The following is a 15,927-nucleotide window of genomic DNA, read 5'->3' on the forward strand; positions in this document are numbered from 1 at the left end:
AGCTATAAGAACGAGTCAGCGACTGAGATTGAGGTTCGCGAATTCTATTTTAAGAGCTGCGAAACTTATGCAGAGGGCTACTTCTTCTTTACGGTCGGCGATCACAAGCATGGAATCCTTGAGCAAGGTGAACTGCCGGATGGCTTTCCCATCTTCAGCGCAGTCTACGATGAGTCCCCCGAGAATCCTCGCGGTTACTCTCCCATTAAGAATCTGCGCAGCTTCCAATCGGAAATCAATCGGTGTGCCGCGGCAGCGATCACTGAGAGCATAATCCTAGGACACAGCACGATCCTTTATCCAGCTGGCGAGAAGCCTCAGACGACTGGGATCGGCAACGGCATCAAAGGGATCAGCTACCATTCAGTGAACCCGCCCACGGTCATTCCAGGCAGGACCGGCGATCAATTCGTCACCTATATGGAAAAGATCATCGATGAGATGTACCGGGTCGCGATGGTCCCGCAGCACGATGAAGACAAGGCGCAGTCTGGGGCGAACGATGCTCAGGCCATGCTCGGCCGTGCGATGAAAGACAAGATGCGGTTCTCTCTCTACGCAGAGAAGATCGAATCCATGATCTGTAAAATCATCGGCTATTCCCTGAAGCTCGCAAGGCGTTATTTGCCCGATGACGAGATTATTCCTATCGTTGGCAAGACCGAAGCCGTGAACCTCGCGGAATTTAGAAACACTCAGCCTTCGCAGTTTCAAATCAAGATCCTGCCTAGGAGTGATGACTTCACATCCGTCTACGGCAAATCCCTTCAGATCATCCAGGCGCTTCAGTACGTAGGGAATCAGCTTCCCCCAGACGCCATTGCAGCGATGATCGATGAATTGCCATTCCTCAATAAGTCGAATCTCATGCGCGATATGAGGATCATGAAAGACCAGGCTGATGCTGCCATCATGCAGCTCGACCGGGGCGTTATTCCCTTCCAGTTCCCCAACTCTGATCACGCTTACATGATGCAGCGCCTTGGCCTGCGCATGAATGAAAATGACTTCCAGATGCTTTCCCAGGAAACGCAGCTTGCCTACCAGGATCGCTACGATTGGCACTCGGACATGGAAGCTCAGCGTCAGCAGGAAGCTCAGGCTGCGACTGCCGGCTATCTGCCTACGGGCGGCGGTTTGGTCAGCGTTGACTACTACGTTTCCGGGGAAAATGGATCGCAGAAGAGAGCCCGCCTTCCTTATGAGTCTGTCGACTGGCTTGTCAAAAAGCTCGCTCAGCAAGGATCAGACGTTTCCAAAATTACGAACATGCCCCAGGCCGACCAGGCTGCTATCGGAAGAAGCAACATGGAAAGCGGAATGGGTCAGTATCAACTGCAGCCGTCAGCGCCTACGCCAGGGCCTGGGGGCATGCCTATGACAGGCTGAGGCCTGAAAGGTTTTGTCCATGGATATCGAGAATCCTAGTGTCGAGTCAATCGAGAATACCCAGGAACCCGAGATTCAGCAGGACACGCCTCAAGGGGAAGCAGCCGCAGAAATCGAAGCGTATTCGCCAGATTTCAAATTCAAGGTTGGCGAATCAGAGCATGAGTTCGATGAGCGAGTTCGCGGTGTTTTGAAATCAAAGGAAGATGAAGAATACTTCCGCGACTTATACACCAAGGCTTACGGCCTCGACGTTGTAAAGAAGCGTCATGAGGAAAAGTGGAACGCAAAAGAGCAGGAATGGCAAACGAAGGAAAGCGAATATTCGGGCTTGCGTTCTCAGTTCGACAGAGTACAGAATACGATACAGAAGTTGAACACTCTGAAAGGTCAAGACTTCGGTGTGTTTCAAAAAGCCTGGGACATTCCAAACCAAGCGATTTTGCAACGCGCCTCAGAGATATTGCAAGTCCACGGAGATCCTGAAGCTCAAGCCCGAGCCGATAAGGTCTATGCAGACCGACTCCAAATGTTGCAATACGAAGATCGAGTCAATCAAGAAAGTCAGACACAACAAGCGATGACCAGGCAGCTTCACGAAATGAAGCTTCATCAAGCGCTTATGTCACCTGACATCATACAGTTCGCAGCCGAATACGATAAGCGCATGGGCCAGGGAGCTTTCCTAGAGGAAGTGAACATGGTCGGCACCATCGATCACGCTGCAGGCAAAGGGTACACAGATCCGAAAGATGCTGTAACTCGCGCCCAACAAAAACTTGCGAAATTGATTGGCCCACTGGGATCTTCGCCCGCCAGCGTTAGTCCGCCAGCAGCAAGCCAACAGCAGCAAAAGCCAGTTCAACGTCCCGCTCTACCGAACCTGGGGTCAGGACGCACAGGAACTGCCGTCTCCAAGAAACCAAAAACAATGGCTGATCTCAAAAAACTTGCTGAGCAACTCTCTGAAAGGGATTGATAGATGGCGGTTACAAAAACCGGATACGGTTATAATGATATGCTTAACGAATATCTCACCTATGATTTGCTCATAGATGAGTTCAAGTCTTCGGACAGCTGGATTCTGAAGAATGCGACCTGGGATAAATCCTGGCGCAATGAGACGATTCCCATCCCAGTGCAGGTAGGTATCGCGAACTCTGTTCGTATGGGTGCCTTGACTGCTGAATCCGATGTGGCTGCAGCACAATACGTTCGCGGAAATTTAACGACTCAAAAAGAAGCGTGGGGAACTCTGAAGTTCTTCGAACGCGATCTTTTCGAACACGGCAAGGTCAGCGAGCGCAACTTTCTGAAGCTCTTGCCCGATCAGCTGACTCAATTGATTGACTACTTCAAGCAGACCATCTCCAATCAGGTTCTTGGCGGAAACGTTCTCGATCTTCCCGCTACTGCCTGGGATTCGGCGACTGATGTTGTTGTTGTGCAGCATCCTGAGCGTTTCTATTTGAACCAGAAGATCACGCTTGCTGATGCTGACACGACCATCTCTGGTTATGTTAAGGCGATCAACAAGAACACTGGAGCCATCTCTGTCGTCACCACTCGCGGCGGCGTAACTGCACTGGACTTGGCCAACCTTACTGAAGCTTCGACCAAGATCTACACCGATGGTGCCAACACCGAGTATTTCACTTCCCTGAAATCCATGCTGCTCCCAGCGGCCCTCGGCGGCTCTGATACCTGGGCAGGCCTGACAAAGACTGATTATCCTTACACTCAGCCTGTTTTGTACGATGCCACGGCTTCGACTACCAGCGATTGGGGCTCGGTAACTGCTGTCAACGCATCGACCGTTCTCAAGATGATTTTCCATGCTCGGATGAAAGGCTATCAGCGTAACGCCAAGCCCAAGGTTGCACTGTGCTCGCTCTTTCACCTTCACGCGGTCATGGCCTATCTTGAAGGCGCGACGACTCCGTATAAGCAGTTTGGTCCAGCGATGGTCTATGCTGATTATACAGAAATCGAAATCGGTGGAATCGGTGGCAACATCAAGCTTGTCGGTATCCGCGAATTCGAAGACACTTGGATGGCTTTGATCGATCCACAGTATCTCGACCTAAAAACTGGACCAATGCCGTTTAAAATTCTTGAGTCTCCTGATGGCCTGAAGTACTACACCATTCGTCATGAAACAAATGGTTATTGTTACTTAACTGACCTGGTCCTGCGCGGTGATTTCATTTACCGTAATCCTGCATCGGCCACAGTTATTCACAGCATCCCAACCTATGCATTCAACGGCTAACCTTTAAACCCACGCGAATTCAATCGAGAAAACCGGGGGGCTTCGGCCCCCTTTCTTTCATTGAGGCAGAGCTATGAAGATCAGTGGACCGTTGAATCTCGCGGGCCTGGAATATGTCGCAGACCTCACAGCCCTCAATGCATTAGCAGATTTATTCGAAGGCCGAATCGTCAACATGAACGGTACGGTCTATATCTATAGCGGTGGCTGGATAGCACTGGCCGCTGGTACTGCCTCAGTTCCACCTGTCACCGGACCAACTGCCAATCAGATCCTAAGGTCCAATGGAACGATCGCCGGATGGGACGAGCAATATCCCGACGACTCAGCTGCGGCTGGGAAGTTCCTCAGAAGCGTTTCCCCTGGCGTTCAATCCTGGGATGATCCTGACTCTGCACTCCCTTCGCAAGCAACGCATGCCGGCAAATATCTCTATACCGATGGAACCGCAAGCTCCTGGTCTGCAATTCTGCGCGCGGGTGTTGCGGCCGGTACCGCGAACCATGTTCTTATCAATGACGGCTCTGGTAACTGGTCATCTGAAGCAGCGCTTTCCGCTTCTCGGGGCGGCCTCGGTACCAATGCTTCGACCTTCAGCGGCTACGTGAAGGGCGATGGTGCGGGCAATTTCTCTGCCGGGGCAATTGCTGCAGTTGACCTTCCTACTGGAATCGATGCTGCAAAAATCGCTGGTGGTGGAGTCGATAACACGAAGTTCGGCTATCTCTCGACATTGACGAGCGATGTCCAGACTCAGCTGACTGCAAGACTTCTCAAGTCTGGCGGGACGATGACCGGGGCACTCACCCTGGCTGCGGATCCTGCCACAGCACTCGAACCTGCGACCAAACAGTACGCTGATAACCTTATCTCCGGGCTGAAAGTCAAAAACTCTGTCGTCGTCGCAGCCGATTCCAACTTGGTTCTATCTGGCGAGCAAACCGTAGACGGCGTTCCTTTGGTGACGGGCGACCGCGTGCTCTGCATGGGGCAGTCCACAAGTGCCAACCGGGGAATCTACCGGGTCGAACTCGGCGCGTGGGGAAGAACCACCGATGCAGATTCCTGGGCTGAACTCGTGTCGGCATTCTGCTTTGTCGAATCGGGATCTTACTCTGACTGCGGCTTCGTCTGCACGGTGAACGCTGGTGGAACTTTAGGAGTGACCGCCGTAACTTTCTCTCAGTTTTCGGGTGCGGGAACCTACACTGCAGGCAACGGACTTGCGATCACAGGCACAACGTTCCGGGTTTTGCCGGACGGTCCGACTCTCTCCGTCTCTGGCACAGGGGTCAAAGTCTCCGATGGCGGAATCGGAACCACACAGCTGGCTGCATCTGCCGTCACTGGTGCCAAGCTCGGCGCGATGACTTCAGCTGAACTCAGGACTGCCATTTCTGATGAAACAGGCTCTGGGTCTGCGGTCTTCGGCACTACACCAACCATCGTCACACCTGTAATCGATGATTACTTTGATGTGAATGAAGAGTCGGAACCCACATCTCCCGCAGCTGGAAAGCAGCGCGTTTTCGCAGGCACCGATGGCAAGATCTATAAGAAAAACTCAAGCGGCGTCAAAACTGAAGTCGGTTCAGGCTCAGGCCAGGGCGAGAAAACCTACATCACAAACCCCAGCGCTCAGTCTGCGATCACAGGCTGGACTGCAGTCGGGGATTTGACCCTTGTTCGCACCAGCACGGCTGCCGAGCTGCCTCGCGAGTACACGACTGCCACAGGTATCAAGATCACTGCTACGGCTGCGACCACGCAGTCTGTTGCTGACTACGTCTATTTTGATTTCACGCTTGATGACGTGGACCTGAACAAAAAGCTCAAAATCCAGTGGTCTCAGAAGCTCGTCGGAGCATACACGGCTGGCCTTCTGGCTGTTGTGATCACGACACAGGCCGATCGTACGACTGCAGTCGCTACCCCTCAGACCACAGCTATCCCGGCCTCTGATGGGGATTTCCTCACATCCTTCGATAGCGGATCCACGGCCACGCTTTCTCTCGTGATTCGTGCAACGGCGGACATGGCTGACAGCATCGGCCTTGTGCTCTCAGATGTTGTCGTAGGGCCTGGACAGATAGTGCAAGGTGCTGCAGTTGGGGAATGGCGGAGTTTCGTACCTACCATTTCAGGAGCCGCAACGTCTTCGCTTACGGGAACATATAAACGTCTAACGGATAGTGCCAGGATTCGCATAAAAGCTGATCTTTCAAGCATAAGCAGCACGATCACATTCGGCATTGCAGCTATCGGAACACCAAATCTTTCAGGTTTTCCCGGTGGTCTCGGCGGCTATTTTTATGATTGTGGTCATATCTACGATAGCTCTGCCGCTAAAATTTACATCGTTCATGCGTATGTCAGCGGCGGGACGATCGGTCTTTTCTGGGAAAACGGAGCCGGTGTTTCGAATACGGCTGGGCCGATTATGACCTTGGCTAGTCCTGACACGATAAATATCGATTTGGAAATCCCCATCTCGGAATGGGCTGGATCAGGAATGAACATCGGCGCTGGGGCGCAGGTGGAGTATGCGTATAACTCCAGCACTACAAACACCGACGACACGACCAGTTTTGCCTATGGTTCGACCGGCGGTTCGCTCTTGGGAAGTAACCCAGCTGCCGGTGGGTGTGTTAAGCGCGTCCGGTTCCAGAACCCGATTCAATCTGACGATTTGATTGTAGTCGAAGTTTCGCCGCTTAACGATGGGAAGTGGTTTTCGCTGCCAGCCATTGATAGCTCGCAGTTCCCTCTGGAAAATCTACACCAGGAAGGTTCAAACTTCTTCGGCCTAGGCGTTTATCAGACAGCCGGTTTAGCGAGCAATGAAATAGCTTTGAAGTTTGGTCAGTATCCAGACAGTCACACGACCGACTCGGCGGGTTATAACTGGTCGTCTTACACAGCGTGGAAATACCGGGTACGTAAAGCCAAAGCTTCCAGCCCCGTAGGCTTCGGACTTGCCATCGGTGGATCCAGCGGTCTGATCAACTACTACCAGGAAGACGATACAACCCTTGCGGCGTGTACGTTCCAGGGTAACCTTGGCGGCGCTGCGTCCGCTGGTGTTGCAATCAAGATAACCAGAGTTGGCAGAATCGTAACGATAGACATTCCTGTGTTCACTGGCGTTACACCCACAGGCGGTTCAAGTGCTTTGATTTCCAATACGAATTTGCCAGTATGGGCACGTCCCCCAATCCAGAAAACTATTTCGTCGATGTCACATAACAATGGACTTTGGGTTCAAAGTGGAATGTGCGTAATTATCACATCTGGCCAAATCCAATTCTATCGCGATGTAAACGGAACCGCCTACACAAATAGCGCGGCTGCTGGCTTCTATTACACATCAATTTCGTACTCAGTTTAAAGGGGCCAGCCATGGGTGACGCACGACGAATTAAAAAAGTCCGAAACCTTAATAATGCTCTGACGAAACTCGTAGGACTTACGCCGGTTCAATACAAAAACGCTGACAATGACCCAGACTTTCAGACTGGATTTATCGCACAGGACTTCGCCAAAGTTTTCCCCGACTACGTATCGCGCTCAGGTAAAGACAATGGAAGCGACACACTGCCGCCTGAAGACTTTTCAAAGCCTGCCCTCAATCGTGGCTGGCGGGTCCTTGCCCTTGATGTTCTGGTTCCCTGGATTGTCGGAGCCATAAAGGAACTATCCGACGACCTCGACCAGCTGAAAAAGAAAACAGCGAAGCGGGTCCAGGAAGTTGACGCAAAAGTCGCAGCTTTTGAGGCAAGGATCGCAGCCCTGGAAGCTGCCGTGCCCGTCAATCAGCAAAAGATCGCCGCTGTTGAAGACCGCGTGACAGTATTGGAAAAGAAGAATGAAACTCTCCCTTGAAGGACGTCGATTCATCCAGGCCCTTGAGATGTGCAGGCTTGAGGCTTACCCTGATGGCAAACATAAAGATGGATCCGACAAGTGGTCCATTGGCTGGGGCCATAACGGTAATGATGTCAAGCCTGGTATGAAGATCACGCAGGCCAAGGCTGATGCGCTTTTCCTTGAAGATGTCGCATGGGCTGAAGCGGCCGTTATCAAAAACGTCACGATATCGCTTCAGCCGAATGAATTTGATGCGCTGGTATGCTTTGTCTATAATATCGGCGAACCCAGGTTTAAAACCTCAACACTCCTTGCCCGCTTGAATGCTGGTGATCGTGCAGCGGCGGCCCATAACTTTCTTCGGTGGAATCGGTATCTCGGAAAAATAAACGCAGGCCTTGTCAAGCGGCGAGCGGCCGAGCGGCATAGGTTCCTTGGCTTCAGCGTAGCGGCATCACTTAAAGCAGGAGATCAGGCGCATGCGGTACACACCAAACGGCTTTAAGATTCCGACGGACGAGGACCAGGATTTCTGGGATCAAAATGAATTCAATGTCGAGCGTCTTGATGCCCATACGCATGATGGTGTGGACTCTGAACCCCTTGCCCCTGGCGCGACTGAGCCTTATAAGGTGGACATCGCAGTTCTTGATTGGGTGGGCGCATCGGCTCCCTATTACTATGATGTCGTCTTTCCGATCGGCTGGGATAAGACCTGGGCAAATGGCGAGCCATGCCCTGTGCAGATCGTGGTTCGTGACACAAACGAAACCCAGGTTTTCCTTGATACGGCAAGAGTCGCAGCTACCGGCATCCGGGTGTATTCCAGCGTGAAGGCCGTCTATGTCGTGGGGCTCTACTGATGCCAATCGAGTGGAAAAATGAAACTGTCAATGATCATTCAGGGGGGATTACAGATCTTGTAACCGACTCCAGCTCCCAGTTCCAGGAGTTATGCGAGAATCTTGGGCATAACGTCAAGCTCCAGCTTTTGTCTTCCAGAGAAGGGTATCGGCGCTTCACTGAGGCCTTTGCTCCATCTCCCATCGTGCAGCTTTTTAAGCTTGAAGACTGGATCATCGCTGCCCTGGAAAATGGTCATGTCTACTATCGCTTGGAGTCTGATACCGTCTCAGCCTGGACCCAGGTCGATACTCCCAAGGCCAGGACTGCCACCATCCTCAGAGTCTATGACTCCTTTGGCAAGGGCGTAACTCTTCGCTCAACGACTGGCGCTTTTGATCAGCTTGTTGTAAAGGCAGGGAACAATGCGGGAACAACACCCGATGCTACTTTCACCGATCGCACTTTGTCGCTTACCGTCCAGACATCTGATCTCAATGCTGACAAGACATATATCACTGGTTCAGGGAATCTTGAATGGTCCTGGTTTCAATCCGCAACATTCACAGCCCACTTTACCGTGTCGCTCCTCTCAGGAACCCTTGCCACCGATGACATCCACTTTGATGGGATGCTCACTGTGGAGGAAGAAGCTTCAAGCCTCGGAATATATCCTGCCAGTATTAGATCTGATGGCGATGGCTCGGCCCTTACATTTGCGGGAGAGGATGGTCATCTTCAGGCATCCGACTGGCAAGCGCACCTTTATTTCGCCCTGGAGCCCTATAGCAAAGTCTTTACTGCGAATGCTTCTGACCCTTACGGAGCAGATCCCGATACATATCCTCCAACCAATGGGCGGCTTCCTCTCAGAAAGATTGCACCGCTTCAACCACTCACGGGTTCTGGCTCCAGTGCCGTATCCCTTAAAGCCATGAACGCTCAGCTGCCAAAGGTTCACATCGGCGTCAACACGCATGAAAGTGTCCCTGGATCAGCGTATTCGAACACCATCAAAGACTATCGCTATCAGGTCTATAGGCTCCGCTGGAACTATAAGTCTGGCGCCTACGCCGCTGATGAAAGCGCATGGATTGAGATCTGGTCGGAGCGAACCTGGGGCCAGGTCGGTAGCCTCGGGCAGATGACAGACAAGCAATATCTCATCTATGAAAAGCTCTCTGGCACTAAAAACCTTGTCGATGACTCGGTACCCTTTGCCCTTGTCGACTATGATCTATTCGCGGCCGGCGCTCCTGTGGCTCCTTATAACTCGGTCGTGAGTGGAGCCATGGTCTGGGGAGATCTCGTGCTGGCGTTCCATGAATGGGATGCCGCGGGAGTTCCCTTTGACGATACGCTCACATTTACGGAAGCTGTGGAAGGCGTTCAGGCTGCTTTCCAGGAATATCAGACGAGAAAAGCCAACATCGGATCGGCTGACCGATATGCCGGCTATCGTAACTTCGGCTTCTATATTCGCGTGAGCCCAACGGCAAAAATGAGCGAGCAGGTTGATGTCGGAACCGGCTACATGGACGAGCATTATTATGCCGATACGCTTCCTGAGGATGTGCCCGGTAACCACACTTATGGCGTGGGTGCATACCTGAGAACGAGTTACCAGGCGGCCTTTGAAGGTGCTCCGAGGGAGTTCCTTTTCGATGGCCCTGCGGCCTTTCAATCTGTGCGGACCTTATCCCCGATTGGCAGTGAGCCCATTGTCGCATACCGGGAAGCCGCTCGCACCAACGCTCATACCTTCTCTGCAGCCCCGGCCGTCTATGCCGGCATCTCGGCTTCCATCAGCCGCGCGACTGATCTTCATTACCAGAGCCAGATGGAAATGGTTTTCGCAAGAACCCTTGACGGCGGCGACACATATTTTATCGATGAGCTTTCGAAATACTGGTGGAGAACGGCAGACGTAACGGCGACCTTGCCGGCAGCGCTGATCGATGATGACTGGGCTGTGAAGACGTTTTACGTGGCTCCTTACCAGTCCCGGTCGACTGACGATGAGCTTCAGCTTGAAGCCCAGGCCTATTTCAATGGTGGCGTTTTATCCTTCGATTCACTTCCCCAAGGACCCTATTATTTTCATGTCATCAATCAAAAAGGCTATGCAGCAAACATTGTCGGAAATATTCAAAGGGTATACGAGAGCGTTCCAGGCGTTCCGCATGCCCTCGCTCTCACGGTCTTTGAAGACTTTGATGATGAGGTTACTGGTATCTCGTCCTTCGCAGACAAGCCCATCGTCACGACCGATAAGACCATCTTACGAATTGAAGGCTCAAAGACGGCCGATGGCTCGGGCAGGACATTCCTTCGAACTGTGAGTGACGAATATGGCTGCATTTCAAATCAGTCGATTGTCCAGACCAATGTCGGGATCTTTCTCTGGAGCAATTCCGGGATCATCTACACTGATGGGCTGAAGGCGCTGCGGGTCAGTGAGCACCTGATAGAACGCTATGAGACATGGCTTACCAGTGTCCGGGGAGGACTGCCAACCATAGGCCCTGAGCAGCTTCGGGGCTCCTATGATGCGCTGAATCGTAAGGTCTACTGGTCTCTGAAAGATGAAAACGGCAAGCCCTTTTTCGTGGTGCTTTCGCTGCAAAAAGGTATTTCCCCCATGATGCCCATCGTCACCGAGAGCGGAATCCGCTTCAATTCAGTCGATGAAAATGATGGGGAAGTAACGCCCGTCGATTACTTTCAGACCCACGCCACGCTTTACTCAAAGGACATGAAGGCCTGGTATCGCGGCCAGGGCACGTTTCTGATGGTAAGGGATTCCGCTCGCACCTATGACGAGTCTCATATCGATGACCTTAAGCATCCGATTCTTCCCTACTTCAAAAGCACGGCGTTTGCCTTCCAGCTGCCATGGGCTACCAAGCAGACGAGTAAAATTCATTTCAACCTGCGGGATTTGACGAGAAATGGCGTAAGCCTTACCCCGCTTGGTTGGAACGACTTATCCACAGGCCCGCATAAGCTTGGAAACTGCCTAAACTTTCAGCACATGGACTTTGCTCTCGACTATTCCACGCCATCGCTTCTCGACCTCGAGCACTTCTTTAGGCACACCGATGCCAAGTGGAAGACGACTTCAGTCGTGACCTATAAGCGGCGTTTCGGCAAAGGAAAGCAGCGGAATCTCTATAAGCAGGTTGGCTTTCAGGCCCTTAAGCTCCGCTATGACGTGATCGATAAAAACGATCCTGGCATCACTTTGATCGAACTCACGCACAAAGCAGTGGACGGCACAGACTTCGCGCAGGAAACGGTCTTCATCGATATCACGCAGAGTTCTGGAACGGCGATCCAGGATCTCGAACTTGACGCCAGCGGCCAGTTCTATGTTTCATGGAACGACACGATGGAACCCGCGCCCATCTCAGACGTGGAGCTTCTTTCCAATTCCCTCAGAATCATTGTGCTGCCAAGCGGTTCAGCGCCGATCAACGCCTCAGACTATACTGAGAAATGGCCTGCGCTCTCTTTTTACCGCGTGTTTACGGATCAGAAGATCGACATGCTCGGCTACAAGCTGGACTACCGACTGATCGGCGATAGAACGACTGGAAACGCTAAATCCACTGACAATGGGGGAGTTGATGCCTAGGATGGATACGAGCAATCGTCCTGATCACCTGGACCTGGCAGACGATGACATCAGAGCCATGAGCGATGAGGAAGCCAGAAACGCCCTCTATCGGATGGCCGAGAAGATCAAAGTCGTGCTTGATTATTATGAATCGCATATCGAAACGCTCTATGCTGCAGTCACAGCATTGGAAGACTAATTGCTATGATTTCCCGGCTCCTGTAGACTTTCCGAGTGAAACAACGCGCAAAGATAGTGTCCCCTATCTTGTATTTCAACCAAAGTGCTGGACCCGGCTTTTTTAAAAGGCCGGGTTTTTTCGTACTCCAACCCTATGAAAATCATGTTTTTCTTGACATAATCAAAAGGACGGACGCACCACACTTTGGGAGATAAATATAATGTCCAAGCGCTACACGCTGCTTATCATCATGCTGTTTGGGGCTATTGCTGCCGAATCCGCAAAAGTTTCGACTTGTGTCACCATCATTGATACGGTACTTAAAACTCTGCCTCATCTTCAGAAGACAGCAGAATAAATCCTTTCCTTTTATCCCCATTTTCCTTGTGTATTTATTTTGGTCCGGGAGTCTCTCCCCCGGGCCTTTTTTCTTTCCTTGTGATGCGTCTGTCTCTATAATCACCGGACAAGGTCTGCGAGATACTTTCTTTTTGGGGCGGTTGTCCAGTGAATCTACCGATCATCGTACAACTCCTACTGGACCAGATGGCCTACTGGCTGTTTGGTCTTTCATTCATCTGGTGGCTCGCTGATGCTTACCACAAAACATCCTCCAAAACTTAGCCTGCTCCAGGTTTACTGCCCACATTGCTCCGAGAAAAACCCATACTATACCGAACCCGGGGATGTTATCCTGGACCACACACTAACGTGCCGCGGCTGCGCAAAGCTTTTCCATTTCGCTCTGAAGTGGAATGCAGAAATCGCCACATTTAAAGAGTGAACCTAAGCACAATCGAGAGCATTTGAGCAGGAACTCCGTCTGCTCGTTCTGGCGTTTTTGCCAAAAGCACTCTAAGATGAGGTGTGCTATGAGACAATTTCTGATCTTCATCGCCATTCTCATCCTGATTATGGCCCTTCTCGCACGAACAAAATCAATCGAGCCAATCGAGTCTTTCGAGCAGGAAAAAATCCTCTGGAGGATAAGATCCTATGGCCGAAGCGCCCTGGACACTCAGCCGTCTCATTGATGAGGTGAAGGATGACCTTGAACTTCATCAGGAAGATTTCGTTACCACGCGCGATCTGATCAAATTCGTTCGCCATGCGATAGAAGATGCCCAGGATATCGTGATTGGCTGCTATTCAGACTTTCTAAAGACCTTCGCAGATTTTGACGTCACGGCTGGTCAGACGGTTCTTGATCTTCCCGAAGACATCTACGACAGCAGAATGCGCGGCTTTTATTATAGTGATGCCGGCTGGGATGATCCGGCTTCGAACCCCTATAAGATCCGTAAAATGCGCGATGTTCAGGCTTACGATGGGGAAGCTTACCGCTACGACCTCATCAACTCCTCGACCGACGGGCAGCAGCTCTATATTTATCCGGCCATCACCGAAGCTTCAGACAATAAGTTTCGGCTCTGGTATATCCGCAAATTCAACATTCCAACAGCCATGAGTGATGTTCTCGATAAGGGCCTTCGCGTCCAGTATCTCCTGAGCCATGTGAAGTGCGCGGTGATGCTCAAGGAAGGCGATCCCATGTATGATAGCGAACTCGCCAAGCTGACCGCGCAGCAGGAATCGATGAAGATGAGCCTTTCGAGTCTCACAGATGACGATGAAAACACAATTCTGGAGCCAGACGATTACGCATTATCGATGGCCGGATATGACGAATAGACGGAGAAATTACTGATGGCAAAACCACAAATCGGCCAGGCAGGGACAGCATCAATTGATCCAGATATGATCAACCGGGAGCCATCCGCCGAGGAAAGAGCTGCGGCTGCGGCACGAGCGCAGAGGGATAAGCAGATCCTCAAAGACAGGGGAATGCTCCCTGGTGCCCAGGGCAACATGCCAGGCACTCTGCAGATAGATCCTGTGGTCGCAGGTTGGCAGCCTGATCCAGCTAAATTGAATCAGATGTTGAGTGACGCAGTGGGTGGCTACGCTTCCGCAAAGCTTGGCTATACCCCTTATCAGACTCAAGCTGGCCCGCAGATGCAGAAGATGAACTTTAACCCATATCAGCAGGCCGCGCGGAATCAGGCTCACTCCCAGGCTGCAGGTGGACTCGCACAGACCACAGGCATGTCCACGGCTGATCGGATGCGCTCATTCTCGGACTTTAATCGAGCGAAAATTACTGGCCAGCTTGGGGCGAGCTCCAAGGTAGGTCAGGCTCAGGCTCAGAATATGACAGACGTAGGCCGCTTCAATGCCGGCAGGGCCATGGATGTGAACCAGGCAAACGCTGGCGCTTTCAACCAGGCCTCACAGTTCCGCGCTGATGCTGGCCTTCGCAGAGATCAGAATCTTTATAACGGAGCCATGGCCGATAGGAATCTTGGGCGTCAGCTTGAGATCAGTCAGCTGCTTGCACAGTCCCAAGGCAAAGACCGCGATGGCGGCTGGCTTGCCAACACATTCGGCAAGATGTGGGATGGCGTTGATAAAATGTTTGGGGGATGAATCATGTCGCTTGTTGGTAATCCAAAGCCAGGCTCACTGAATCCATGGGCACCCTTTATTGACCATTACGAAAAAGGCAAGTACGGATTTGACATACAGTCTGTGAGTCAACCCAGAGGCATGATGGCCCAGAACTTCGATCCCATGCGGCAGCGTGCTCTCGGCGCTGTCAATGCGGGCGTCCAGTCTGGTACTCAAACAGCCATGCAATCGCTCATGCAGAGCGGCGGCTTGTCTGCGGCCGACAGGCAGGCTTTGCAATCTCAAGGTCAGCGGCAGCGTGTGAACCTTGCGCAAGGAGCCATGGCACCAATCGATCAGATGGCTGCTCAAAACATGTATGACACACAAAAATTCAACGTGGGCGCTCAGCAAAACGCTCTCGATATGAATCAGGACTTCCAAAACAGGCGAGGGATGGAGATGGCCTCGCAGAATGAAGCCCGGGCTGTGAACCTCTATCAGCAGCGCATGAAGGAAGCTTTCCTTGAGCGTCAGCTGGCAAAAGCAAAAGAACTTTATCCTTAAGGAGAGCGAAATATGTGGTGGATTCCTTTAGCAACGGCAGCAGTATCTGCCTACATGGGCAATCAGCAGCAAAAGGCCCAGACCGATGCACGTAAGGAGCAGGCCCGCTTCAACGCTTGGGCTCCGCTCTTTGGCCAGGCTCCAAAGCCTCTCGGTGCCGAGCAGGATCAGGTGACCCCTGCGATCCTTCAAGGTGCAATGTCTGGCTATCAGATGATGGCTCAGCATCAAATGAATCAGAAGCTCGGAAACTATTACGATAAGATGTCTGCCAAGGACACTGCGAATCCCAACGCATCCACGCAGGCCCCATTGCTTTCGTCCCTCTATCAGCAGCCCATGACCTACGACAGCCGCAGAGTGGACCCAGAAACCTATTTCAACATGTATGGCATGAGCTAAGGAGAAAACGAAATGATGGAATATCTTGCTCAAATGCTTGCGGACACAACGCAGGAACGCACATTGACCCAGGTCCAGGCCAATGGAAACAGTAAGCAAACTGTGACCGTCAAAACGAAACCAGCAAAGAAGGAACAAGGCCCAGAAGCGCCTTTGGATGCGGCTTCTGCAAACCTGCCGCAGGGCGTTCTCGATATGATGGGCATGGGCCAGGCAGCACCTCAGCAGCCATCTCTTCCCCCAGAGCTGCTTCAGATGCTGCTTTCTCAACCGCCATCGCCAGCGCCGACTGTGGATCCAATGGCAAATCAGATTCCAATGAACATGTACGGAGTCTAA

At 51.9% G+C, this 15,927-nt stretch carries 15 protein-coding genes; all 15 read left to right on the forward strand.

Annotated elements, in window-relative coordinates; all coding sequences use genetic code 11:
* The coding region (locus VE954_RS43085) for a hypothetical protein (protein ID WP_324964929.1) at positions 1-1,389 on the forward strand (1,389 nt) is incomplete at its 5' end.
* A 19-nt stretch (positions 1,390-1,408) separates the two neighbouring features.
* Positions 1,409-2,368, forward strand: a complete 960-nt coding sequence (locus tag VE954_RS43090; protein ID WP_324964931.1) for a hypothetical protein — start codon at positions 1,409-1,411, stop codon at positions 2,366-2,368.
* Positions 2,369-2,371: 3 nt separating this feature from the next.
* Complete coding sequence (locus VE954_RS43095) at positions 2,372-3,661, forward strand: hypothetical protein (protein WP_324964933.1); 1,290 nt, start codon at positions 2,372-2,374, stop codon at positions 3,659-3,661.
* Between the two features lie 73 nt (positions 3,662-3,734).
* The gene (locus VE954_RS43100; protein WP_324964935.1) at positions 3,735-7,049 is read left to right on the forward strand and encodes a hypothetical protein; all 3,315 of its coding nucleotides are present in this window, start codon (positions 3,735-3,737) and stop codon (positions 7,047-7,049) included.
* An 11-nt stretch (positions 7,050-7,060) separates the two neighbouring features.
* Positions 7,061-7,543: a tail fiber domain-containing protein gene (locus VE954_RS43105; protein ID WP_324964937.1), complete on the forward strand. Its 483-nt coding sequence runs from the start codon at positions 7,061-7,063 to the stop codon at positions 7,541-7,543.
* A complete protein-coding gene (locus tag VE954_RS43110; protein WP_324964939.1) occupies positions 7,527-8,033 on the forward strand; it encodes a lysozyme in 507 nt (168 codons plus the stop codon). Before VE954_RS43105 ends, VE954_RS43110 begins: the two co-directional genes overlap by 17 nt.
* On the forward strand, positions 8,008-8,391 hold the full coding sequence (locus VE954_RS43115; RefSeq protein ID WP_324964941.1) for a hypothetical protein: 384 nt from the start codon (positions 8,008-8,010) through the stop codon (positions 8,389-8,391). The genes VE954_RS43110 and VE954_RS43115 overlap by 26 nt, the downstream gene beginning before the upstream one ends.
* Positions 8,391-12,008, forward strand: a complete 3,618-nt coding sequence (locus VE954_RS43120; protein ID WP_324964943.1) for a hypothetical protein — start codon at positions 8,391-8,393, stop codon at positions 12,006-12,008. The genes VE954_RS43115 and VE954_RS43120 overlap by 1 nt, the downstream gene beginning before the upstream one ends.
* Entirely contained in the window at positions 12,001-12,189 is a 189-nt protein-coding gene (locus VE954_RS43125; protein ID WP_324964945.1) for a hypothetical protein, read from the forward strand. The genes VE954_RS43120 and VE954_RS43125 overlap by 8 nt, the downstream gene beginning before the upstream one ends.
* 202 nt (positions 12,190-12,391) lie before the next feature.
* Positions 12,392-12,529 carry a hypothetical protein gene (locus VE954_RS43130; RefSeq protein WP_324964947.1) on the forward strand — a complete coding sequence of 46 codons (138 nt, stop codon included), beginning with the start codon at positions 12,392-12,394 and terminating at the stop codon, positions 12,527-12,529.
* A gap of 638 nt (positions 12,530-13,167) precedes the next feature.
* Entirely contained in the window at positions 13,168-13,863 is a 696-nt protein-coding gene (locus VE954_RS43135) for a hypothetical protein (RefSeq protein ID WP_324964948.1), read from the forward strand.
* A gap of 15 nt (positions 13,864-13,878) precedes the next feature.
* Complete coding sequence (locus tag VE954_RS43140) at positions 13,879-14,658, forward strand: hypothetical protein (RefSeq protein ID WP_324964949.1); 780 nt, start codon at positions 13,879-13,881, stop codon at positions 14,656-14,658.
* Between the two features lie 3 nt (positions 14,659-14,661).
* Entirely contained in the window at positions 14,662-15,186 is a 525-nt protein-coding gene (locus VE954_RS43145) for a hypothetical protein (RefSeq protein ID WP_324964950.1), read from the forward strand.
* A 12-nt stretch (positions 15,187-15,198) separates the two neighbouring features.
* Positions 15,199-15,588, forward strand: a complete 390-nt coding sequence (locus VE954_RS43150; protein WP_324964952.1) for a hypothetical protein — start codon at positions 15,199-15,201, stop codon at positions 15,586-15,588.
* Between the two features lie 12 nt (positions 15,589-15,600).
* On the forward strand, positions 15,601-15,927 hold the full coding sequence (locus VE954_RS43155; protein ID WP_324964954.1) for a hypothetical protein: 327 nt from the start codon (positions 15,601-15,603) through the stop codon (positions 15,925-15,927).

The sequence above is a fragment of the Oligoflexus sp. genome (genome assembly GCF_035638955.1).
Taxonomy (GTDB): Bacteria; Bdellovibrionota_B; Oligoflexia; order Oligoflexales; family Oligoflexaceae; genus Oligoflexus.

Coding starts and splice junctions, on each gene's coding strand:
- VE954_RS43105 (WP_324964937.1), top strand. CDS start 7,061: ATGGGTGACGCACGACGAATTAAAAAAGTCCGAAACCTTAATAATGCT.
- VE954_RS43125 (WP_324964945.1), top strand. CDS start 12,001: ATGCCTAGGATGGATACGAGCAATCGTCCTGATCACCTGGACCTGGCA.
- VE954_RS43100 (WP_324964935.1), top strand. CDS start 3,735: ATGAAGATCAGTGGACCGTTGAATCTCGCGGGCCTGGAATATGTCGCA.
- VE954_RS43095 (WP_324964933.1), top strand. CDS start 2,372: ATGGCGGTTACAAAAACCGGATACGGTTATAATGATATGCTTAACGAA.
- VE954_RS43130 (WP_324964947.1), top strand. CDS start 12,392: ATGTCCAAGCGCTACACGCTGCTTATCATCATGCTGTTTGGGGCTATT.
- VE954_RS43135 (WP_324964948.1), top strand. CDS start 13,168: ATGGCCGAAGCGCCCTGGACACTCAGCCGTCTCATTGATGAGGTGAAG.
- VE954_RS43110 (WP_324964939.1), top strand. CDS start 7,527: ATGAAACTCTCCCTTGAAGGACGTCGATTCATCCAGGCCCTTGAGATG.
- VE954_RS43145 (WP_324964950.1), top strand. CDS start 14,662: ATGTCGCTTGTTGGTAATCCAAAGCCAGGCTCACTGAATCCATGGGCA.
- VE954_RS43090 (WP_324964931.1), top strand. CDS start 1,409: ATGGATATCGAGAATCCTAGTGTCGAGTCAATCGAGAATACCCAGGAA.
- VE954_RS43150 (WP_324964952.1), top strand. CDS start 15,199: ATGTGGTGGATTCCTTTAGCAACGGCAGCAGTATCTGCCTACATGGGC.
- VE954_RS43115 (WP_324964941.1), top strand. CDS start 8,008: ATGCGGTACACACCAAACGGCTTTAAGATTCCGACGGACGAGGACCAG.
- VE954_RS43155 (WP_324964954.1), top strand. CDS start 15,601: ATGATGGAATATCTTGCTCAAATGCTTGCGGACACAACGCAGGAACGC.
- VE954_RS43120 (WP_324964943.1), top strand. CDS start 8,391: ATGCCAATCGAGTGGAAAAATGAAACTGTCAATGATCATTCAGGGGGG.
- VE954_RS43140 (WP_324964949.1), top strand. CDS start 13,879: ATGGCAAAACCACAAATCGGCCAGGCAGGGACAGCATCAATTGATCCA.